The organism is Sediminibacterium sp. FW305-C-61, assembly GCF_058231065.1.
Genome location: NZ_JBIQXR010000001.1, coordinates 644,890 through 667,753 on the forward strand (window position 1 = coordinate 644,890; position 22,864 = coordinate 667,753).

Sequence of the window (22,864 nt, forward strand, 5' to 3'; positions counted from 1 at the left end):
ATGAAAAAACTAAGCCTCTTTTTCTGCTGCTGTATTAATGTGATGCTTTATGCCCAGCAGCCTTTAAAACTCTGGTATAATCAACCATCAGGCAATACATGGGAAAATGCATTGCCTATCGGCAATGGAAAACTAGGGGCTATGGTTTACGGAAATGTTGCTAAAGAAACCATCCAGCTAAATGAACATACGCTTTGGAGTGGAAGTCCGAACAGGAACGACAATCCACTGGCATTAGACTCACTGGCATTATTAAGACAACTCATTTTCGACGGCAGGTTTAAGGAGGCAGAACGGGTAGCCAATAAAACCATCATTACGAAGTTATCTCATGGACAAATGTTTCAGCCGCTTGGTGACCTGCAATTGTTGTTCAACGGGCATGATCAATACACCAATTATTACCGTGAATTAGACATTGAAAAAGCAATTACAAAAACAAGCTACGATGTGGCGGGTGTTACTTATACAAGAAAAGCTTTAACATCCTTTACCGATCCGGTAATAGTGCTGCATTTAACTGCAAGTAAAAAAGCAAGCATTTCTTTTACTGCCTATCTAAAAACGCAACAACCAAAAGTATCGATACAAACTGCGAGCAACAATGAACTATCCATTACCGGAACATCCATGGACCATGAATCTGTAAAAGGACTATTGAAGTTTAAGGGCATAGTAAAAATTAATGCGAAGGGTGGAACACAACACCGAACCGATACATCTTTGGTAATAGCAAATGCCGATGAAGCCACGATCTATATTACTATAGCAACAGGGTTTAATAATTACCAGGATATTTCAGGAGACGAAAAAAAGCGGGCAACGGAAGACATGGTAAAGTCTTATGGTAAATCATTTACCACCGTAGCAGCATCGCACGTAAAAGCTTACCAGCGATATTTTAATCGGGTAAAACTCAACCTGGGTAATGCAGAAGTGAGCACTTTACCTACCGATCAGCAATTAAAAAATTTTAATAAAACAAACGACCCAAATCTGGTAACCCTGTATTACCAATATGGAAGATACTTACTCATCAGCTCATCAAAGCCTGGTGGACAACCGGCCAACCTGCAAGGTATCTGGAACAACAGAATAAGACCACCATGGGATAGTAAATACACCATCAACATCAATGCAGAGATGAATTATTGGCCTGCAGAGAAAACCAACTTATCGGAACTGCATGAACCGTTTTTGAGAATGATAAAGGAATTGTCTGAAACGGGTAAACAAACAGCCAGGGTAATGTATGGTGCAAGAGGCTGGGTTGCGCATCACAATACAGATATATGGCGCACCAATGGCGCGGTTGATGGTGCTTTATGGGGCGTATGGAATGCAGCAGGAGGTTGGATGAGTCAGCATTTGTGGGAACATTATCTCTATACAGGTGATACAAAATTTCTATCTACGGCCTACCCCATTTTAAAATCGGCAGCTACATTTTATGTTGATTTTTTAGTGAAGCACCCAAAGAAACAATGGCTGGTTATTAACCCGGATATGTCGCCCGAAAATTCTCCTGCCGGCCATCAGGGAGCATCTATTGATGCAGGTACAACTATGACTAACCAGATAGTATACGATATTTTCAGTACTACTATTCGGGCTGCCAGTATTTTACAAAGGGACCAAAGTTTTGCTGATACCCTTACAGCATTAAGGAAACAATTGCCACCGATGCAAATAGGCAGGCATGGTCAGTTACAGGAATGGTTAGATGACCTGGATGATCCGAATGACAAGCATAGACATATATCACATCTCTATGGATTATTTCCTTCCAACCAGATATCTCCTTACCGCACACCTGCTTTATACAGTGCAGCAAAGAATACCTTGATACAAAGAGGAGATGTATCCACCGGTTGGAGTATGGGATGGAAAGTAAACTGGTGGGCAAGAATGCTCGACGGTAATCATGCATATAAACTCATTCAGGCACAGTTAACACCAGTAGGTACCAATGAAGGTGGTGGCGGTACATACAATAATTTATTTGATGCCCATCCGCCATTTCAGATTGATGGCAATTTTGGTTGTACTTCCGGTATTACCGAAATGCTCATGCAAAGCGCTGATGGCGCAATTCATCTGTTACCTGCAATACCAGATATCTGGAAAGATAGGGGAACGATAAGTGGCCTGAAAACCATTGGTGGGTTTGAGATAGTAAAAATGGAATGGAAATCTGGTAAGCTGGTTAACCTGATCATTAAATCAACACTTGGCGGAAACTTAAGGATAAGGGTGCCGAATGAAATGAACGCAAACAATAGTGCAGGTTTGAAAAAAGCTACAGGTGAAAATCCAAACCCGTTTTTTTATCACGTAGCAGTAACAGATCCGATTGTATCGTCTGAGGCAAATATTGAAACTCCGATACTAAATACAACATGGTTATACGATTTGCCAACAGAGAAAGGTAAAACCTATCAATTTATTATGCATCAATAGTAGTACTATGGCTAAACAATTTTTTGAGAAAAATCATTCACAGCTACGGTTTCATTGCTGGTGTATCTGTTTGTCCCTTTGGTTATCATTTACCATAAATCTGTCAACCTATGCACAACCAAAAAATACGCTGATCCCAAAAACGGCCAAAAAAATCAGCACAGATTTATTTGGGCTCTTCTTTGAAGACATTAATTATGCGGCAGATGGCGGATTGTATGCAGAGTTGATACAAAACAGGTCTTTTGAATACAGTCCGACAGATAATCGGCAGTGGCATCCACTTTCTTTTTGGGAGTATATAACACCCGGTTTTTCTTATGGGTCTTTTAATGTAGAAACCAATCAGCCGGTACATATAAATAATCCGCATTATGCTGTCTTAAACATTGAACATATAGGAACAGTGCCACCAAGAACCGGAGGAAACGCACAGCAACCTTTGCCAGCATCAATCACCACTGGTAGACCAGGTGTTGGGATTAAAAACTCCGGATTTGGAAACATTGTGGTAAAAAAGGGGGAAGGTTTTACCTTTTCAGTTTTTGCAAAACAACTGTCTGTTTCACCCGTAGATATTTATGTGAGTTTACAGAACACAAAAGGCAAAGTACTTGCTGAAAGTAAAATAGTCATTGATAAAAAGTCGTGGAACAATTATAGTACTTCATTAATAGCAGATGAAAACTGCGACAGCACCCAGGTAGTTTTACTTGCCACTTCAAAAGGAAAGCTGGCGTTGGATGTTTTGTCTTTGTTTCCACAAAACACTTTTAAAAACAGGCCCAATGGTTTGCGTAAAGACCTGGCCCAATTACTGGCCGATATGAAGCCGGCCTTTATTCGTTTTCCGGGTGGCTGTTTGGCCCATGGTGATGGTGTAGGAAATATGTATCGGTGGAAAAATACGATTGGTCCATTGGAGCAAAGGGTAGAACAAAAAAACCTATGGGGGTATCACCAGACTGCAGGTTTAGGTTACTATGAGTATTTCCAGTTCTGTGAAGACATAGGCGCAAAGCCCTTACCTGTATTACCTGCAGCAGTGAGTTGCCAGAATTCTGGTGGCACCTGGCGGGTTGGTGGAACCGGACAGCAGGCATTACCAATGGAAGAAATGAAAGATTATATACAGGAAGTGCTTGATCTGGTGGAGTGGGCAAATGGTTCTGCGAGTTCTACCTGGGGTGCAAAACGCGCAGCAGCCGGGCATCCCACGCCATTTAACCTGAAATATATTGGCATAGGTAATGAAGATAAGATTACACCTGAATTTGAGCAGCGGTTTAAAATGATTCATGATGCAGTAAAAGCAAAATATCCTGATATAGAATTAATCGGAACAAGCGGACCTTTTCATAGTGGGGAGGATTTTGATAAGGGCTGGAAACTGGCGAATGATTTGAAAGTTGCGGTTGTAGATGAACATTATTATGTACAACCCGAATGGCTTATTGCAAACCAGTATCGATATGATAATTATAACCGCAATGCCGGAAAGGTTTACTTAGGTGAATATGCATCATGGGGGAATAAACAGTACAATGCAATTACTGAAGCGTTGTTTATGACAGGACTTGAGCGTAACGGTGATGTGGTAAGTATGGCATCTTATGCGCCATTGTTTGCTAAACAAAATTTTACACAATGGACTACTGATATGATATTTTTCAACAATAGTGATTATTACCTCACACCTAATTATCATGTTCAAAAAATGTTCAGCGCTAACCAGGGCGACTACTATGTCGATGGTATAATCTTAAAAGACAATTTAGACTCATTAGTTGGAAGCTCATGTGTTTATAATAGTAAGTCTGGAGATATCATTGTTAAACTTGTCAACGCGGGAAACACCACAAAATCTGTAAAGATAGATTTGTCAGCGTTTAAAGCTGTAGGTATAGCCGGAACAAAGACAATACTAAGCGCAAGTGCTGATGCAAAAAATGGATTTGAATCAAAGAATATTGTTCAACCAGTGTCTGAGCAGATTGCAATAGCTAAAAATTTTGAACAGTCATTGCCACCTATGTCGTTTACACTTATAAAAGTAAATACCCAATAATCATAAACCATACACCATGAAAATTAGGATAATCATTCTTATGCTGATTTTTGTAGCGGCAGAAAAATCTGACGCTCAAAACCCCATCATCAAACACATTTTTACTGCAGACCCATCTCCCATTGTGTACAAAGACACACTCTTCCTATACACAGGTCATGATACTGCATCAGTTACAGCACCAAATTATAAAATGCCCGACTGGCATGTGTTTTCAACAACCGATATGGTGAATTGGAAAGACCATGGTGCGCTTCTTTCACCACATACCTTTTCATGGGCTACAGGAGATGCTTATGCAGCTCAGTGTATTGAAAGAAATGGCAAGTTCTATTGGTTTGTATCTACTTTTCATAAAAAAGACAGCAACAGCAATGGTGGGGCTGCTATTGGTGTAGCAGTGTCTGATCGTCCAACGGGTCCGTTTAAAGATGCCATTGGCAAAGCCTTAATCACCAATGAAATGACCAAAGACAAACCACATGCCTGGGATGATATTGATCCAACAGTATTTATAGATGATGATAAACAGGCTTACCTCTACTGGGGTAATGGTAGTTGTAAATGGGTAAAGCTCAAAGAAAATATGACTGAAACCGAAGGACCGATAACAGTTGTAGATGTGAAAAATTTTATTGAAGGTCCATGGTTGTACAAACGAAAGGGTCTCTATTACCTGGTATATGCAGGCAGAGGCACAAAACCTGAAATGATTGAATATGCCACTTCAAATAGTCCAATGGGTCCCTGGAATTACCAGGGTATCATCCAGGAAAATGTTCCCAATAGTTTTACGACACACCCAGGAATTATTGACTATAAGGGGAAATCTTATTTCTTCTATCACAACGGAACACTACCAACAGGTGGAAGTTACAGGCGATCTGTTTGCGTAGACTATATGTATTACAATGAAGATGGAACGATCCAAAAAATTATTCAGACAAAAGAAGGCGTTAAACCTGTTACCCAATAAATACCAGATCATGCGTATAAAAATCAACACTACATATAGCGTCTTGTTTTCACAGTTGCTGATGATGTTGGCTTGTGTTAATCCAGTAACTGCACAATCTGACAAAGCTACCAACCCAGTCATTTTTGCCGATGTTCCCGATGCTGCTATGATTAGGGTAGGAAATGCCTATTACATGAGCAGTACCACTATGCACATGAGTCCGGGTGTACCTATTATGAAATCAACGGACCTCGTAAACTGGAAAACGATTGGTTATGCTTATGATACATTGGCCAGCTTGGATGAATTAAACCTCACCAATGGTAAAAGTACCTATGGACGCGGCTCCTGGGCCAGTAGTATACGCTATCATAAAGGAGTTTTTTATGTAACCACATTTGCGCAAACTACTGGTAGAACGCATATCTATTCCACCAAAAATATTGAAAAGGGGCCATGGAAATCCTGGTCATTTAAGCCAAGCTTACACGATCATTCATTGTTCTTTGATGATGATGGTAAAGTATATATGCTTTATAGCAACCGCAAACTTGTATTGGTAGAATTGAAAGATGATTTAACCGGAATAAAAGAAGGAGGCGTTAACCAGACAGTTATTGAAGATGTAACCGCACCGAGTCAATCAGTTGGCAATAGTGGTTTAGGAGAAGGCTCTCAACTCTTTAAAGTAAACGGTAAATATTATCTCTTCAATATCACCTGGCCACGCGGCGGAATGAGAACAGTGGTTATTCATCGTGCGGATAAATTAACTGGTCCATGGGAAGGCAGGCTTGCCTTGCAGGATCTGGGTGTAGCGCAGGGTGGGTTAATAGACATGCCCGATGGCAGATGGTTTTCTTATTTATTCCGCGATTATGGTGCAGTAGGGCGTATTCCTTATCTGGTGCCTGTTGAATGGAAAGATGGTTGGCCTGTATTGGGAATAGATGGTAAAGTGCCTGCTACACTTGACCTTCCGGCAGGTAAAGGATTTATACCTGGCATTGTAGCTTCAGATGATTTCACCCGCAAAAAAGGCGAACCCGCTTTACCATTAGTATGGCAGTGGGACCATAATCCGGATAACAATTTATGGTCGGTAACAGAAAGAAAAGGATACCTGCGCTTGAAAACAGGAAGAATTGATACCAGTTTTTTATTAGCAAGAAACTCGCTTACACAAAGAACCATCGGGCCTGTTTGTTCTGGCAGCACAGCATTGGATGTTAGCAATATGAAAGATGGTGATTTTGCCGGACTGGCACTTTTACAAAAGAATTTTGGACAATTAGGCGTGAGGATCAATGGAACTGAAAAAGAATTGGTGATGATCAATGCCAGCTCAGGAAAACCGGTAGAGGTAGCCAAACTTCCTTTAACGCAGTCAGTAGTTTACCTAAAAGCAGCATGCGATTTCACCAATAGAAAAGATACCGCCCATTTCTATTATAGTTTGGATAATAAAACCTGGAATGCGATAGGCACACAACTAAAAATGGCTTATACCATTCCACAATTTATTGGCTATCGATTTACCCTGTTCAACTATGCCACCAAAACAACGGGAGGTGCAGCTGATTTCGACTTCTTTCATATCACAGATACTATTGCTGACAAAAAATAAATCCATACAATGAAAAAGCTTGTTCATAAAACCACCATTCACTGCATCAAATCTTTTGTAGTGATGTTATTTGTAGCCTGTATCTGCCAATCAGCCAGGTCACAAAACCCTATCGTTAGAAACCAGTTCTCTGCTGACCCAACTGCACGGGTTTTTGGCGATAGGGTCTATGTTTACCCATCTCACGATATCCTTGCCCAGCCAGGAAAAGGAAGAGTTGGTTGGTTCTGCATGGAAGACTACCATGTATTTTCATCAGCAAATCTTACCGACTGGACCGACCATGGTATGATTGTTAGTCAGACTACCGTGCCCTGGGCTAATCCTACCGGATATAGTATGTGGGCTCCCGATTGTGTAGAGCGCAATGGTAAATATTATTTCTACTTCCCAACATTACCTAAAGACACTGCCGTATATGGCAGAAGCTTTGGCATAGGGGTGGCTGTATCAGACAAACCTACAGGTCCGTTTGTACCCGAACCAACACCTATTAAAGGAGTTAGGGGAATAGATCCGAATGTATTTATTGATAAAGACGGCCAGGCCTATCTCTATTGGTCGCAGGGAAATATCTATGTGGCGAAACTGAAAGAAAACATGGTTGAACTGGCATCTGAAGTAGTAACCATTCCTAATTTACCAACAAAGGGATTGAAAGAAGGTCCGTTTGTTTTTGAAAGAAATGGACTTTACTACCTCACATTCCCACATGTAGAAAATAAGACAGAGCGACTTGAATATGCAATTGGCGATAACCCAATGGGGCCTTTTAAGATGACAGGTGTAATCATGGATGAATCTCCCACTGGTTGTTGGACAAACCATCACTCTATTATTCAATACAAAAAACAGTGGTATCTTTTTTATCACCACAACGATTACTCACCCAAATTCGACAAAGCAAGATCAATAAGGATGGATAGTTTGTCGTTTAATGCAGATGGTACCATTCAAAAAGTGATACCAACTTTAAGGGGTGCCGGGTTAACAAATGCTAAGAGTGAAATTCAAATAGACCGATACAGTAAACTCGATGCAGCAAACACGGAGATCAGCTTTCTGGATACATCAAATACATTCCAGGGATGGAAAACAACTTTCAAAAATCCGGGAGCCTGGATACAATACAATGCAGTTGATTTTGGTAAACAACCTGGTAAGAAAATTATTTTAAAAACAAAAGCCGGTGAGAACTGTAAAGTAGAAATAAGGATAGGCGGAATAAATGGTACTTTGATAGGAACAGCTAGTGTACAACGAGACAATAACTGGATGACTATTGGAGCCGATATCCAAAAAAAGACCACAGGTGTACAGGATTTGGTGCTTGTGCTAAAAGAAGGATCGGCCTTAGACATAGACTGGATCAAATTTGAGTAATACCCCTGCATAAAACCTTTCAGCTCAAATTGATAAACGATACCAAAACAAAAAAAATGAAAACATTTCTCTGTAGTCTATTGCTGCTATGTGCTGTTTTGAACATACAGGCAGAAGATGGACATCAACTTTGGTTAAGAAACAAAAAGGCTTTGCCGGTAACGGTAAACTGTGCATTGAATTCGCCAACAATCGCTATTGCAAAACAGGAACTCATACAAGGTTGGTTGGGTAAAGCTGGCGCAACAATAAGCCTCGTCATCAAAAAAGACAAAGCCCTAAAGAAAGATGGTTTTCGCCTGCTCAATAATGCTATTGAGGCAAATACTGAATTTGGTTTGCTGTATGGGGTATATGAATTGCTACGCAAACAACAAACCGGACAGTTAATACAGGAAATGGTTTCTAATCCGTCTTATGATATTAGGACCCTTAACCATTGGGATAATTTAAATGGAACTATTGAAAGAGGTTATGCGGGCTTCTCTATTTTCTGGAGGAGAGACAACCCTTATGAAGTAACAGAAAATGATAAAAAGCGTTGGCAGGAATATGCACGTGCCAATGCATCGATTGGTATTAATGGTGCTGTGCTCAATAATGTGAATGCATCGCCCAATATCCTCAATGCAGATTATCTGAAACGTGTAAAAGCTATTGCAGAAGTGCTGAGGCCTTACGGTGTGAAAGCTTATTTGTCGATTAATTTTTCTTCCCCTAAAGTGATTGGGGGATTACCAACTTCAGATCCGCTTGACCCTGCCGTGATCAATTGGTGGAAAGAAAAGGCAAAAGAAATTTATGCGTTGATACCTGATTTTGGTGGCTTTCTGGTAAAAGCAAATAGTGAAGGCCAGCCAGGTCCGCAGGATTTTGGTCGTACCCATGCCGATGGTGCCAACATGTTGGCCGATGCGGTACAACCTTTTGGTGGCATCATCATGTGGAGGGCGTTTGTGTATAGTCCGAATGACAAAGACAGGGCTAAACAAGCATACAATGAATTTGTACCACTCGATGGAAAATTCAAAGACAATATAATCATACAGGTAAAAAATGGTCCGATTGATTTTATGCCAAGAGAGCCATTTAGTCCACTGATCGGTGCAATGAAAAGAACACCGGTGATGACAGAGTTTCAGATTACACAAGAGTACCTTGGTCATTCTAAACACCTTGTTTTCCTATCAACCATGTGGGAAGAGTGTTTGCAAAGCGATACTTACCAGGAAGGACCAGGTAGTACAGTGGCGCGTTGTACTGATGGAACAGTATTCAATCAAAAATATACAGCCATTGCCGGGGTATCGAATGTAGGATTGGATACCAACTGGTGTGGTCATGATTTCGCACAATCAAATTGGTATGCCTTTGGCAGACTTGCCTGGAACAACAGTATAACAAGTGAAGCCATTGCGGATGAGTGGATCAAGCAAACATTTGCTGGAAACAGCGATCAACCATCTAAAACGGTGCATGGTATTGACTGGACCGAAAATGTATTGGTACCGGTTAAGCGAATGATGCTTGATAGCAGGGAGGCTGCTGTAAATTATATGATGCCTTATGGCTTTCATCATATCATGTCGGCCAATGAACATTATGGTCCGGGCCCATGGTGGGGGCCGGCAAGGATGCGTGCAGACTGGACACCGCCATATTATCACCAGGCCGATTCAAATGGAGTAGGGTTTAATAGAACAAAAATGGGTAGTGATGCGGTAAGTCAATATAAAGAACCATTGGCATCCATGTTCAATGATCCATCTACTTGTCCTGAAACATTATTGTTGTGGTTTCATCATTTACCCTGGACCTATAAAATGAAATCGGGGCGTACACTATGGGATGATATTTGTACTAAGTATGACCAGGGAGTTAAGCAGGTGCGTGTATTTCAAAAAATCTGGGATGGTGCTGCGCCATATATTGATACCGCCCGACATAAAGCCATTCAAAGAAAACTAAGAACACAAACGGCGAATGCTGTTTTGTGGAAAGATGCATGTATTCTTTATTTTCAAACATTCAGCCGAATGCCTATTCCGATGGATGTAGAAAAGCCGATTCATAATCTGGATGAAATTATTGCGAATGATATGGTAAGGAGAAGGCCGGGGAGTTAATCAGCTAGCTCCTGATTGATTAATTATGCCACAGAGGGCACAGAAATAACACAGAAATTTTCAGTGTACTTCTGTGCCCTCTGTGGCATATCAATACTTACAATATTCAATTTACCTAAATTCAAAGTCGTTACTAATCCAGTATTTGTATCTTTCTGTATTATTTAGTTTACATGTACGATCTCTGTTGCATAGGCCATCTCACACACGATAAAATAGTTACACCATCCGATACTGTGCATATGGCTGGTGGTACCTCTTTTTATTTCTCTCATGCACTGAAAAATTTTCCTTTAAACTATCATCTGGTTACAGCCTTATCTTCAGACGACCTGATTTTTACCGAGGCATTACAACAGGAGGGTATAGACCTGACGATTGTTCCCAGTAAGCACACTGTTTACTTTGAAAATATTTATACCAGCAACAGCGATGACAGACAGCAAAAAGTATTATTTGAAGCAGACCCTTTTAGCATAGAAGACCTGCAAAATATCCAGGCTAAACATTTTCATCTCGGGCCATTACTGGCACGCGATATGTCTGCAGATTTTATTGAATCTTTATCCAAAAGGGCAACCGTTTCATTGGATGTACAAGGTTTTTTGCGAACAGTAATTAACCAGCATGTGGAAGCCATAGATTGGTCAGCAAAAGCAACTGTTCTTCCACATATTACCATTATTAAAGCAAGCGAAACAGAAGCTTTTACCATTACAGGAAGCAATAATGTGGAACATGCTGCAAAAATATTATTTGACATGGGAGTGAAGGAAGTAGTCATTACCATGGGCAGTAAAGGATCACTGATATATGATGGAAATAAAATCTTCAATATTCCTGCTTACAAACCTGCAGTAGTAAAAGATGCTACCGGTTGTGGGGATACTTATATGGCTGGCTACCTATATAAGCGTATTGAGGGAGAAGAGATAGAAGCCGCCGGAAAATTTGGTGCAGCCATGGCCACCATAAAAATTGCAGCTTCTGGTCCATTTAACGAAACAGCAGCAGCAGTTAAAAAGATTATACACGATAACGTCATACTATAAACGAATAGCTAAGCGTAAGGAATCAGTCAATAGCTTTGTACCATGATAGGCATCAAAAATATTCTCTTCGATCTTGGTGGTGTTTTTCTTGATATCAACTACCAGTTAACTGAACAGGCTTTTATTGATTTGGGCATAGCTGATTTTGGACAACGTTTTAACCAGCAATTCTCCAATACACTTTTCGAGGATTTGGAAACGGGTAAAATTGATCCAGAGACATTTTATGAGGCATTCAGAAAAGAAACAGGCACTGACTTGAGTAATAAGACAATCGAGGTGGCCTGGAACGCACTTTTGCTGGATTTTCCTCCTGAAAGACTCACTTGGCTGGAGGGTATCAAAGAAAAATACCCGGTTTACCTCTATTCAAACACAAATATCATTCATTATCAATGCTTTATGAAGATGTTTGAAGATAAATTCGGGGGTAAAAACTTCAATGATTATTTCATAAAAGCCTATTATTCACACGAACTTGGCTTGAGAAAGCCCTATGCAGATTCATACAAACAGCTCCTAAAATTAGAAAACTTGGAAGCAGGCGAAACCCTTTTTATAGACGATACCCTAAAAAACATAGAAGGAGCTAAGGCAGCAGGCCTCCAAACCCTCTGGCTGCAGCCAGGGATGGTGCTGCAGGAGGTTTTTATGTGAATTGTGAATTGTCAATTTTAAGAAGAAGGTAGTTTGGTTTTTGTAATAACCTGCCATTACCTGTTGACCATTCACAATTGACCATTCACAATTGACAATTCACTACCCCACCTCCTCAAAATCAATATAATCATCGCTTTTCTTAGCTTCTGCGGCTTTTTGGGCCTGGGCCTGGTATTGTTGTTGCTGTTCGAATTTTTTACGTGCTTCCTCTTGCTGCGCCTGCATTTCACGCACTTTGTCTTTCATGTCGGAAGCCACTTTGGTAGCCGGTACAACAATCTTAAATATCAGGTTGTACAGAAAGTAGATCAGTAAACCCCATAAAATAATCTTCATCCCACAAAAATAAAACATTCTCCTCACCCCCTGCCCCTCTCCACGGAGTGGAGAGGGGTGGCGAGCGAAGCAAAGCCGGGGTGAGGAGTAAATTTGGAACATTCACTTCTTTTATCGTACATTTGCATCAGGAAAAGAACAACAGAAGGGAACGGAAGCGTTCCCTTCTTCTATTTTAATATGTCAACAGAAACACAAATTACAAGGATAGAAGGGCTGATAACAGAGATGCTGGCAGAGGAAACTGCCTATTTTCTGGTATCCATCCGTATCAAACCTACCAATAATGTAAAAGTTTTTCTAGATGGGGATGAAGGTTTGGCTATTGAAAAATGTGTGTCTTTCAACCGCAGGCTTTATAAACTCATTGAAGAAACAGGTATGTACCCTGAAGGAGAATTTTCGCTTGAAGTTTCTTCACCTGGTCTTGATGAGCCTTTGAAATTACATCGCCAATACAAGAAAAATATCGGTCGTTTTATTGAAGTGCTTTTTTTGGATGGCACCAAAAAAGAAGGTAAGCTGCTTGAAGTAGCCGAGGCAGATATTATTGTGGAGCATACGGAAGGAAAAGGTAAGAAGGCGGTTACTCAACAATTGGTTATTCCATTTAATCATATAAAATCAACAACAGTTCAAATCAAATTCTGATTCTTATTGCTAATGGCTAATAGCTAATAGCTAATAGCTTCCCGCAAGGAATTTCTAAAACTAAAGACATGGCTAGTATAAACCTCATTGAAGCGTTCCAGGAGTTTAAAGACGCAGAAAATATCGATCGTCCCACGATGATGAAAGTGGTAGAAGATGTGTTTAAAACACTGCTCCGTAAAAAATATGGCAGCGATGAAAATTTCGATGTAATCGTAAACGCAGAGAAAGGTGATCTGGAAATTATTCGTCGAAGAATGATTGTGGAAGATGGAGAGGTAATTGATCCATTGGCTGAAGTAGGTTATTCTGATGCAGTGAAGATTGAACCAGATTTCGAAGTTGGGGAAGAACTGTATGAAGAGGTTGATATGGTTGACTTTGGTCGCCGCGCCATCCTTGCTGCAAAGCAAACATTGGCCAGTCGTATCAGCGATTTGAAGAAGAATGTATTGATTAAAAAATATGGCGATCGTATTGGTGAAATCATCAGTGCAGAAGTGTACCAGGTTTGGAAAAAAGAAGTATTACTGCTTGATGAAGAAGGCAATGAACTCATCCTTCCAAAGTCTGAACAAATACCTCAGGATTATTTCAAAAAAGGAGAAAATATCCGTGCTGTAGTTGAACGTGTAGATCTGAAAAATAATACACCGGTAATTATCCTGTCAAGAACAAGTCCGACTTTCCTAGCCAAGCTCCTTGAAATTGAAGTACCTGAAATTTTTGATGGACTTATCGCTATCAAGAAAATTGTTCGTGATCCGGGAGAGCGTGCGAAAGTGGCGGTTGAATCTTATGATGATCGTATCGATCCTGTAGGTGCATGTGTGGGTATGAAAGGTAGCCGTATTCATGGTATTGTTCGTGAGTTGAAGAATGAGAATATTGATGTAATCAATTTCACTACCAATATCCAGTTATTGATTCAACGTTCATTAACACCAGCTAAGATTAGTTATATGGAGCTGGATAACGATAAGAAACACGCAGAAGTATACCTCAAGGCCGATCAGGTATCATTGGCTATCGGTCGCCGCGGGGTAAATATTAAACTGGCTTGTGAGTTAACCGGTTATGAAATTGATGTGTTTAGAGAAGATGAAGAAGTAGTAGATGAATTTGATATCGACCTGGATGAATTCAGCGATGAAATTGAACCATGGGTTATCGATGAGTTCAAACGCATCGGTTGCGATACTGCCCGTAGTATCCTGAATCTTACAGCCGAAGAACTGGAAAGAAGAACAGACCTGGAAAAGGAAACAATCGAAGAAGTTCGAAGAATCTTGCAGGAAGAATTCGACAGAGAGGAGTAAGCAGCTAATAACAAGCTATATTTGTACGGAACTTAAGTATTAAGCCCGGTCAGATATAGCCATATAAATTCGTCCATGGACAATAGTCCATAGTCCATGGGCCATTGACTATGGACTATGGACCAAAAAACTTTGAATGTCAGAACTGAAATTACCAAGACTGTTAGCAGCCGCCAAGGAGTTTAATATAGGTCAGGATACCCTGATTGACTTCCTGGTGAAGAAAGGATTTACTAAAGATGACCTGAAGCCTACCGCAAAGCTTACGGAAGACCAGTACTATGCCCTCCAGGCAGAGTTCCAGGGGGATAAGGTTGCCAAAAACAAGGCCGATCAGGTAGAGATACCCAAAGCCGCACAGGCAGAAGCGAAGAAGAAAAAAGACGAAGAAGAAATTTCTTTTGTTAAAAAAGAGGAAAAGAAAGCAGCACCGAAAGAAGAGCCTAAGCCGGAAGTGAAACCAGAACCGGTAGCAGAAGAAAAAGCACCTGAACCACCGGTGGCACCAGCTCCAGTTGAGGAAAAACCAGTAACACCAGAGGTAGTAAAAGCAGAAGCACCGGAAATAGAAGCGCCAAAAGTGATCAATAAAATTGATCTTTCGGCTATCGATTCTTCTACCCGCCCTAAAAAAGCGGCTAAGAAAAAAGAAGAAACACCGGCTCCGCCACCTACGGAAACAAAAGCAAAACCTGCTCCGGCCGCAACGCCTGAACCTCCGGCACCAGCACCAACTCCGGTTGTGGCTCCTGAGGAAACAGAAGCACCACCCGTGATTGAAAATATCAGGGCAGAAAAACTGGAAGGACCAAAAATCCTCGGCAAAATTGAACTTCCTGTTAACAGCGATACACGTCCAAAACCTGCTGCAAGGGATGAAAAGCGTAAACGCAAACGCATTCCTGTAGACAAAAAAGAAGGTGGCGCACCACCGCAGGTTGGTCCGGATGGCCGTCCGTTAACAGGTCCAAACCGTCCGATCGTACCGGCCAATAACCGTGGCGGACAACAAGGCGGCGGTGGATTTAACCGTGGTAATAATGCCGGCGGTAATAACCGTGGAGGTGGTAACCGCGATAGAAAACGTGGCGGTGGTCAGGTAGAAGAAAAAGAAATAGATCAAAAAGCAATTCAGGAAAAAATCCGTGAAACACAGGCCAAACTGGCCGGTACAGGTGGTCGCGGAAAGAGCCTGAAAGCAAAATATAGAAGAGCAAAACGTGATGAAGCAGCCGAAGCCATGGGTAATGAAATGGCGGAAGACAATAAACTGCAGGTAACAGAATTTGTTACCGTAAGTGAATTGGCTAACCTCATGGATGTAAGTTTTGCCGATGTAATTGGTAAATGTATGAACCTCGGTATCATGGTGTCTATTAACCAGCGCCTGGATGCAGAAGTTATTGAACTGGTAGCAAGTGAATTTGGTTTTGAAGTTGAGTTTATCGGTGTTGATGAAACAGATGAATTTGATGATGAGGATGATGATGACAGCGAAGAGGACCTGGTTCCAAGACCACCGATCGTTACGATCATGGGTCACGTTGACCATGGTAAAACATCATTGCTCGATTATATCCGTAATGCGAATGTGGTAGCTGGTGAAGCAGGGGGTATTACCCAGCACATCGGTGCCTATGAAGTAACCTTACCAAATGGTAAAGCCATTACCTTCCTGGATACACCGGGTCACGAAGCCTTTACCGCGATGCGTGCACGTGGTGCGAAAGTGACGGATATATCTATCATCGTCGTAGCAGCAGATGATGCAGTGATGCCACAAACCCGTGAAGCTATTAGTCACTCACAGGCAGCGAATGTGCCGATGATTTTTGCGGTAAATAAAATTGATAAAGACGGAGCTAATCCGCAGAAAATATACGAGCAACTTTCCCAGATGAATATCCTGGTAGAAGCATGGGGTGGTAAATTCCAGAACCAGGAACTTTCTGCAAAACAAGGTTTGAATGTAGATCTATTATTGGAAAAAGTATTGCTTGAAGCTGAATTACTCGACCTCAAAGCAAACCCGGATAGAGAAGCTGCCGGAACCATCATCGAAGCATCGCTCGATAAAGGACGTGGTTATGTTGCCACCATCCTGGTACAGAACGGTACCCTTCGCCAGGGCGATCTGATTGTATCGGGTCAGCACTATGGTCGTGTTAAAGCCATGTTCAACGAACGTAATCAGCGTATTGAAGAAGCACCACCATCTACACCGGTAGTAATACTTGGTTTGAATGGTGCACCTCAGGCCGGTGAGAAATTTAAAGTGTTTGAAGACGAGGGTGAAGCAAAAGAAACAGCAACCAAACGTGCACAGATATTACGTGAGCAGGGATTACGTGCAAGAAAACATATTACACTTGATGAGATCGGACGCCGTTTGGCACTCGGAAACTTTAAGGAACTAAATATCATCATCAAAGGTGATGTGGATGGTTCTGTAGAAGCGTTGAGCGATTCATTACAGAAACTTTCTACCGAAGAAATTGCGGTAAGAGTGGTACACAAAGGGGTTGGACAAATCTCTGAAAGTGATGTATTGCTGGCAACTGCATCAGATGCCATCATCATTGGCTTTAACGTTCGTCCATCAATGCAGGCAAACCGCCTTTCTGAAAATGAAGGTGTACAGATTAAGTTATACTCAATCATCTATACCGCTATCGACGAAATTAAAAGTGCGATGGAAGGGATGCTTGAACCGAAGATTCAGGAGAAAATTACTGCCAACGTGGAAGTACGCGAAGTGTACAAATTCGATAAAGCCACCGTTGCCGGATGTTTTGTACTCGAAGGTAAAATCAGCCGGAACAGTAAAATCCGTATCATCCGTGATGGTATCGTGGAATATCCGAAAGGTGAAGGACAGGCAGCAGAACTGGGCAGCCTGAAACGTTTCAAAGACGATGTGAAAGAAGTAGTATCGAATATGGAATGCGGTCTTACCATCAAAAACTTCAACGACCTTAAAGTAGGTGATATCGTGGAAGCTTTTGAGGAAGAGGAAGTGAAGAGAACTTTATAAGCCATAAGCTTCAAGCCACAAGCTACAAGCGGTAAGCCAAACGCCAAAAAGCCAGAAGCTTGCGGCTTGCGGCTTGAAGCTTGTAGCTTTTTTGTTAAAACGTAGACCTGAAAAGGGAAAGAAGAGCCAAATGCCTAAATTTGGCGATCATAGTATAAATATGAAAAAGGTATTTCTGATTGTTTTGATGCTTGGTGCCGCAATGGTATCTGTAATGGGCCAGACTAAAAAAGTAGTGGCAGATAAAATTGTGGGTCAGGTTGGTGATAGGATCATCCTTCGTTCTGATGTACTGAATGCTATTTCAGATATGAAAAGGCAGTACCAGGGACAAGAAAATGTGATTATTCCTACCGAATGCCAGATTCTTGAAAGCCAGCTCATCCAAAAAGCATTGGTATTGCAGGCAGAAAAAGATTCGCTGTCGGTAACCGAAGAAGAAATTGATGCTACCATCGATAACCGTATCCGAGCTGCCATTCAGCAATATGGTTCAAAAGATATCCTCGAAGAAATCGCTGGTAAAACCATTTACCAGTTAAAAGAAGATTTCAGGTCAAGTTTCCGTGAGCAGAAGATGGCCGAGCAGATGCAAAGCAAAATCATTGAAACGGTAAAAATTACGCCTACTGAGGTAAAAGCTTTCTATAATAAAATTCCGAAAGACAGTCTACCCTTCTATGAAAGTGAAGTGGAGCTTAGTCAGATCGTAGTGATTCCAAAAGCCAACCGCGATGTGGAAGAATATGTGATGAAGCAGATGAATGAATACAAAAAGCTGGTAGAAAGTGGCGCACAGAAATTTGAGGCACTGGTAAAACTTTATTCAGAAGATCCTGGAAGTAAAGACGCTGGTGGACAATACACATTGAATAGAAACGATCGCAACTGGGATCCTACCTTTCTTTCGACTTCATTCCGTTTGAAGGAAAACCAGGTATCACAGGTAATTAAATCAAAATTCGGATTACATATTATTCAGTTATTGTCGCGTTCGGGTGATGAAGCGGTAGTACGTCATATATTGCGTATACCACCGGTAACGGAAGATGAAATTAAAGAGTCCGTAACTAAATTAGATACCGTAAGAACACAACTGAAAGCTGGTACAATCAGTTTTGGTGAAGCCGTAAGCAAATACAGTGAAGACGAAAACAGTAAGTTCAATGCCGGTGCGATTACTTCTGGTCAGGATGGCAATATCTTCCTGAGTATTGATATGCTCGATAAGGATATGGTTGTTGCATTAAAAGACCTGAAACCAGGTGAATATTCTGCACCACAGGTTTATACCGATGAGCGTGGCCGAAAAGCAGTACGCCTACTATACCTGAAACGCAGAACAGAACCACATAGAGAAAACCTGATGGACGATTATAACCGTATTGCACAGCGTGCTTTGGAGTATAAGAAGAATGAGGCCCTGGAGAAATGGTTCAAATCGCATATCCCAACCTATTTTGTTTCCATCGATAAGGATTTCGTGAGTTGCGAAAGCCTGAAAGACTGGAAAGCAGCCGCGGATAAAGCAGCTAAAGACAGAAAGAACTAAGACAACAGAGGAACAGAGAAATGTCCAATGTCCAATGTCCAAATGAAGGGTTGGAGATTGGACATTTTTCTGTTTCCAACCCCTCCTTGATTTATACATCTAATTTTTTGAGCTATAGAGTTTCTTGTAAACTGTTGATAATCAGTCATATTACAGGAAAATAAAAATTTATTTGGAAAATTAGATGTATGTACATACATTTGTATTGTGAAACTCGAAAAAGCCATACAAAGTACAAAATTCAAAAGCGAAGTGCAGAAGGCAGGATTGAATATACTGTACACGGCCTGGTGGCTAAAGACAGTGATGAGTAAAGAATTGAAGGAGTTCGGATTAACACATGAGCAGTACAATGTTTTGCGCATTCTCAAGGGGAAACACCCTGAATTGATGTGTGTAAAAGATATAGCCTGCAGAATGATTGAGAAGAACTCTAATGTTCCAAGGATCATTGACAGACTGGAAATCAAGAAACTGGTAAAGAGGGCTACTTCTGAAACAGACAAAAGAGAAACCGTGATATCACTTACCCAAAGTGGTATTGCAGTACTGGAAGCCAGCACCAAACAACTTGATGCAGCCTATGCTGAAAACATTACCATCTGTGAAACAGATGCAGCAAGTATCAATGAGCTCCTGGAAAAAATAAGGGAAAACGAAAACTAAAATTTTTTAAACAAATACATGTATATACATGTATTATAAAAAAGGAAATCAAATGAAAACAGTATTACACAAAGCCGGTACACGTGGACATGCAAACCATGGCTGGCTCAATAGCTCTCATACATTCAGTTTTGGTCATTATTACAATCCAGATCGCTTACACTTTGGTGCATTGCGTGTATTGAATGACGATAGCGTGCAGGGCGGTATGGGTTTCTCCAAACACCCACACGATAATATGGAGATCGTATCCATACCCTTATATGGCGACCTGCACCATAAAGACACAACCGGTAGGGATGAAATAATCCGCCAACACGATGTTCAGATAATGAGTGCAGGCAGTGGTATAGCACATAGCGAAACCAATGCTAATCATGACAAAGAAGTAAAATTTTTACAGGTATGGGTTTTCCCTAAAGAAAGGGATATTGAACCCCGCTACCAGCAAAAATCCTTCAAACCAGAAGATCGTTTGAACCAGGTGCTTACCGTTGTAGCTCCCGATGATGATAATGCAGTATGGATTAACCAGGATGCATGGTTTTCTCTGGCTAACCTGGAAGCAGGTATTGAGAAAAAATACGAGATCAAAAGAAAAGAAAACGGGGTGTATGTTTTTGTAATCAGTGGAGATGTTACCGTTAACGGACAACAACTGAATACAAGAGATGGTTTAGGTATTACAGAAACAACTACCCTCGACATTAAAGCCGATACCGCTGCAGAAATTTTATTAATTGATGTTCCAATGACCGTAAAGGAGGCATAACATGGAAACATACAGAACCATAAAAAGTATTTTATACGCAACACCGATGGATATGGGCGGAATGCCGATAAGGCAACCCTTTCCATCACAGAAAGCAGAAAGAATAGATCCCTTTCTGTTGTTGCACCACGCAGATATAAAAGTACCTACACATATTGATGTAAAACATGCAGGTGTAGGCGCACACCCTCACCGTGGCTTCTCACCCGTGAGTTTTATATTCAAAGGAGGCGTACACCACCGCGATAGCAGAGGTAACGATAATGTTGTTTATGCCGGTGGTACACAATGGATGAATGCAGGTATGGGCGTAATTCATAGCGAAAGACCACCAGCAGATATCCATGAAATTGGCGGACGCCAGGAACTGATTCAGCTATGGGTTAACACTCCTGCTAAACATAAAATGGATCAGCCTTCTTATCAACCATTAACCGCAGAAGAGACACCTGTTGTAAAAACGGCTGATGGACTCGTTAGCATAAACATCATTGCTGGTGAGCTGAATGGCGTAAAAGGTCCGATCAAAACCTTATCACCCGTAAACACATTCACAGCAACATTCAGCAAAGGCGGAAAATTCTTTTTTGAAATACCTGAAACACATAATGCATTCATTTATGTATTACAGGGAAAAGTAAACATAACAGGAGACGGAGAAGTAGATGGGAAATACGTAGCCGTATTCAACAACGATGGTACAGGTTTTGAAGTAACAGCAACAGAAGACAGTACAATATTCATCGGAACCGGCGAACCCCTCAACGAACCCGTAGCCTCTCATGGTCCATTCGTAATGAATAACCAAACCGAACTCATGGAAGCCTTCCGCGACTATCAGCTTGGTAAGATGGGGGTGCTGATTGAGGAGTGAGGTGTGAATGGTCAATTGTGAATGGTGAATAATAGTTCAATGCATTCACCATTCACAATTGACCATTCACTAAAAATTCAGTGTTATTCAGTGCCTTCAGTGGCAATAAATATTAAAACAAAAATAAAAACTCAAACAAAATGGCAACTTACAAAATCGATGCAGCACACAGTGAAATTACTTTCAAAGTAAAACACCTGATGATCACCAATGTAACCGGTAGCTTTACCAAATTTGATGCAACCATGGAAAGCGAAGCCGCTGATTTCAGCGATGCGAAAATTTCTTTCGAAGCAGATGTTGATAGTGTGAATACAAATAACGAACAACGTGATGGTCACCTGAAAAGTGATGATTTCTTTGCGGCTGAAAAATTCCCTAAGCTTACATTCGTATCAAAAAGCTTTACTAAAAAATCTGACGATGAATACACCCTTACAGGCGATTTAACCATTCGTGATGTAACGAAAACAGTAGACCTGGCAGTTGAATTTGGTGGTTCAATGGTAGACCCTTGGGGACAGGCAAAAGCCGGTTTCGAAATCAACGGTAAAATCAACCGTAAAGAATTCGGTCTCGGCTGGGGAGCTGTAACTGAAGCAGGTGGTGTAGTAGTAAGCGATGAAGTAAAACTGCACTTAGCGGTTCAGATGATTAAGCAGGCGTAAGTTGTGAATTGTCAATGGTGAATGGTGAATGAGGAGCATTTAGTTTTACGGTAGGAAGAAATGACGATAGATTGATTAAATTACAAAAGTCCCGGAAATAATATAATGCTATAATTTATAACCACTCCCTATTCACCATTCACGATTGACAATTCACCCAAAAATTTATCAGTATGACAAAAGCCAGCATTGCAACAACAAAATATCGGGTACAATTGGATAACGGCAGGCATTTATTTGCAGCGGATGAACCCGAGGAGAAGGGAGGACAGGATACAGCTCCAACACCTGATGAATTGTTGGAAGCATCGCTGGCTAGTTGTACTGCAGTAACCCTGCGCATGTATGCCGACAGAAAACAGTGGCAACTGGAAGGAGTAGAGGTAGACGTAAAGTTGGAAAGAACAGATGGCAAAACAGTCTTCACCAGAAATATTACGCTAAAAGGCAACCTGGATACTGAACAGAAAGAAAGGCTCTTACAAATAGCCAAACTCTGCCCCGTCTCCAAAACCCTGAGTGGAAGTATTGAAATGCATACCTCCATAACCCAATAAATCTCTGTGAAAACTCCGTTACCTCCTTTCTCTGCGGTGAATATTCGTGTAGGTTCACCGCAGAGAAAGGAGTAAGCAGTGGTTTCGCAGAGAATTTTCGA

At 41.2% G+C, this 22,864-nt stretch carries 18 protein-coding genes; 17 read left to right on the forward strand and 1 reads right to left on the reverse strand.

Annotated elements, in window-relative coordinates:
• The 8 genes from ACH30E_RS02680 (at window position 1) to ACH30E_RS02715 (ending at window position 12,331) form a co-directional block, all read left to right on the forward strand.
• Entirely contained in the window at window positions 1–2,460 is a 2,460-nt protein-coding gene (locus tag ACH30E_RS02680; protein ID WP_490823561.1) for a glycoside hydrolase family 95 protein, read from the forward strand.
• A 7-nt stretch (window positions 2,461–2,467) separates the two neighbouring features.
• Window positions 2,468–4,528, forward strand: coding sequence for an alpha-L-arabinofuranosidase C-terminal domain-containing protein (locus ACH30E_RS02685; protein ID WP_490823562.1), 2,061 nt, complete (start codon window positions 2,468–2,470; stop codon window positions 4,526–4,528).
• 16 nt (window positions 4,529–4,544) lie between these two features.
• Complete coding sequence (locus tag ACH30E_RS02690) at window positions 4,545–5,504, forward strand: glycoside hydrolase family 43 protein (protein WP_490823563.1); 960 nt, start codon at window positions 4,545–4,547, stop codon at window positions 5,502–5,504.
• Window positions 5,446–7,113 carry a glycoside hydrolase family 43 protein gene (locus tag ACH30E_RS02695; RefSeq protein WP_490823564.1) on the forward strand — a complete coding sequence of 556 codons (1,668 nt, stop codon included), beginning with the start codon at window positions 5,446–5,448 and terminating at the stop codon, window positions 7,111–7,113. Before ACH30E_RS02690 ends, ACH30E_RS02695 begins: the two co-directional genes overlap by 59 nt.
• 9 nt (window positions 7,114–7,122) lie before the next feature.
• Window positions 7,123–8,496 carry a family 43 glycosylhydrolase gene (locus tag ACH30E_RS02700; protein ID WP_490823565.1) on the forward strand — a complete coding sequence of 458 codons (1,374 nt, stop codon included), beginning with the start codon at window positions 7,123–7,125 and terminating at the stop codon, window positions 8,494–8,496.
• A gap of 56 nt (window positions 8,497–8,552) precedes the next feature.
• Window positions 8,553–10,622 (forward strand): alpha-glucuronidase, encoded by a 2,070-nt coding sequence (locus ACH30E_RS02705; protein ID WP_490823566.1) that lies wholly within the window; start codon window positions 8,553–8,555, stop codon window positions 10,620–10,622.
• Window positions 10,623–10,795: 173 nt separating this feature from the next.
• Entirely contained in the window at window positions 10,796–11,674 is an 879-nt protein-coding gene (locus ACH30E_RS02710) for a PfkB family carbohydrate kinase (protein WP_490823567.1), read from the forward strand.
• A 42-nt stretch (window positions 11,675–11,716) separates the two neighbouring features.
• Entirely contained in the window at window positions 11,717–12,331 is a 615-nt protein-coding gene (locus tag ACH30E_RS02715; RefSeq protein WP_490823568.1) for an HAD family hydrolase, read from the forward strand.
• A gap of 102 nt (window positions 12,332–12,433) precedes the next feature.
• Here the strand turns inward: ACH30E_RS02715 and ACH30E_RS02720 are convergent, their stop codons facing one another.
• Window positions 12,434–12,670, reverse strand: coding sequence for a hypothetical protein (locus ACH30E_RS02720; RefSeq protein WP_490823569.1), 237 nt, complete (start codon window positions 12,668–12,670; stop codon window positions 12,434–12,436).
• Window positions 12,671–12,850: 180 nt separating this feature from the next.
• On the opposite strand from ACH30E_RS02720, the gene ACH30E_RS02725 reads away from it, so the two are divergent.
• From ACH30E_RS02725 to ACH30E_RS02765, 9 genes are all read left to right on the forward strand, one after another.
• Complete coding sequence (locus ACH30E_RS02725) at window positions 12,851–13,321, forward strand: LSm family protein (protein ID WP_294988837.1); 471 nt, start codon at window positions 12,851–12,853, stop codon at window positions 13,319–13,321.
• A gap of 68 nt (window positions 13,322–13,389) precedes the next feature.
• Window positions 13,390–14,640 carry a transcription termination factor NusA gene (nusA, locus tag ACH30E_RS02730; protein WP_294988834.1) on the forward strand — a complete coding sequence of 417 codons (1,251 nt, stop codon included), beginning with the start codon at window positions 13,390–13,392 and terminating at the stop codon, window positions 14,638–14,640.
• A 136-nt stretch (window positions 14,641–14,776) separates the two neighbouring features.
• The gene (gene infB, locus ACH30E_RS02735; protein WP_490823570.1) at window positions 14,777–17,674 is read left to right on the forward strand and encodes a translation initiation factor IF-2; all 2,898 of its coding nucleotides are present in this window, start codon (window positions 14,777–14,779) and stop codon (window positions 17,672–17,674) included.
• Between the two features lie 160 nt (window positions 17,675–17,834).
• On the forward strand, window positions 17,835–19,226 hold the full coding sequence (locus tag ACH30E_RS02740) for a peptidylprolyl isomerase (RefSeq protein ID WP_294988828.1): 1,392 nt from the start codon (window positions 17,835–17,837) through the stop codon (window positions 19,224–19,226).
• Window positions 19,227–19,433: 207 nt separating this feature from the next.
• Entirely contained in the window at window positions 19,434–19,892 is a 459-nt protein-coding gene (locus ACH30E_RS02745; protein WP_490823571.1) for a MarR family winged helix-turn-helix transcriptional regulator, read from the forward strand.
• Window positions 19,893–19,944: 52 nt separating this feature from the next.
• A complete protein-coding gene (locus ACH30E_RS02750; RefSeq protein WP_490823572.1) occupies window positions 19,945–20,664 on the forward strand; it encodes a pirin family protein in 720 nt (239 codons plus the stop codon).
• Between the two features lies 1 nt (window position 20,665).
• Window positions 20,666–21,538 (forward strand): pirin family protein, encoded by an 873-nt coding sequence (locus ACH30E_RS02755; RefSeq protein WP_294988820.1) that lies wholly within the window; start codon window positions 20,666–20,668, stop codon window positions 21,536–21,538.
• Window positions 21,539–21,678: 140 nt separating this feature from the next.
• Entirely contained in the window at window positions 21,679–22,206 is a 528-nt protein-coding gene (locus ACH30E_RS02760; protein ID WP_490823573.1) for a YceI family protein, read from the forward strand.
• A gap of 173 nt (window positions 22,207–22,379) precedes the next feature.
• Window positions 22,380–22,763 carry an OsmC family protein gene (locus ACH30E_RS02765; protein WP_490823574.1) on the forward strand — a complete coding sequence of 128 codons (384 nt, stop codon included), beginning with the start codon at window positions 22,380–22,382 and terminating at the stop codon, window positions 22,761–22,763.
• Window positions 22,764–22,864: the final 101 nt, after the last annotated feature.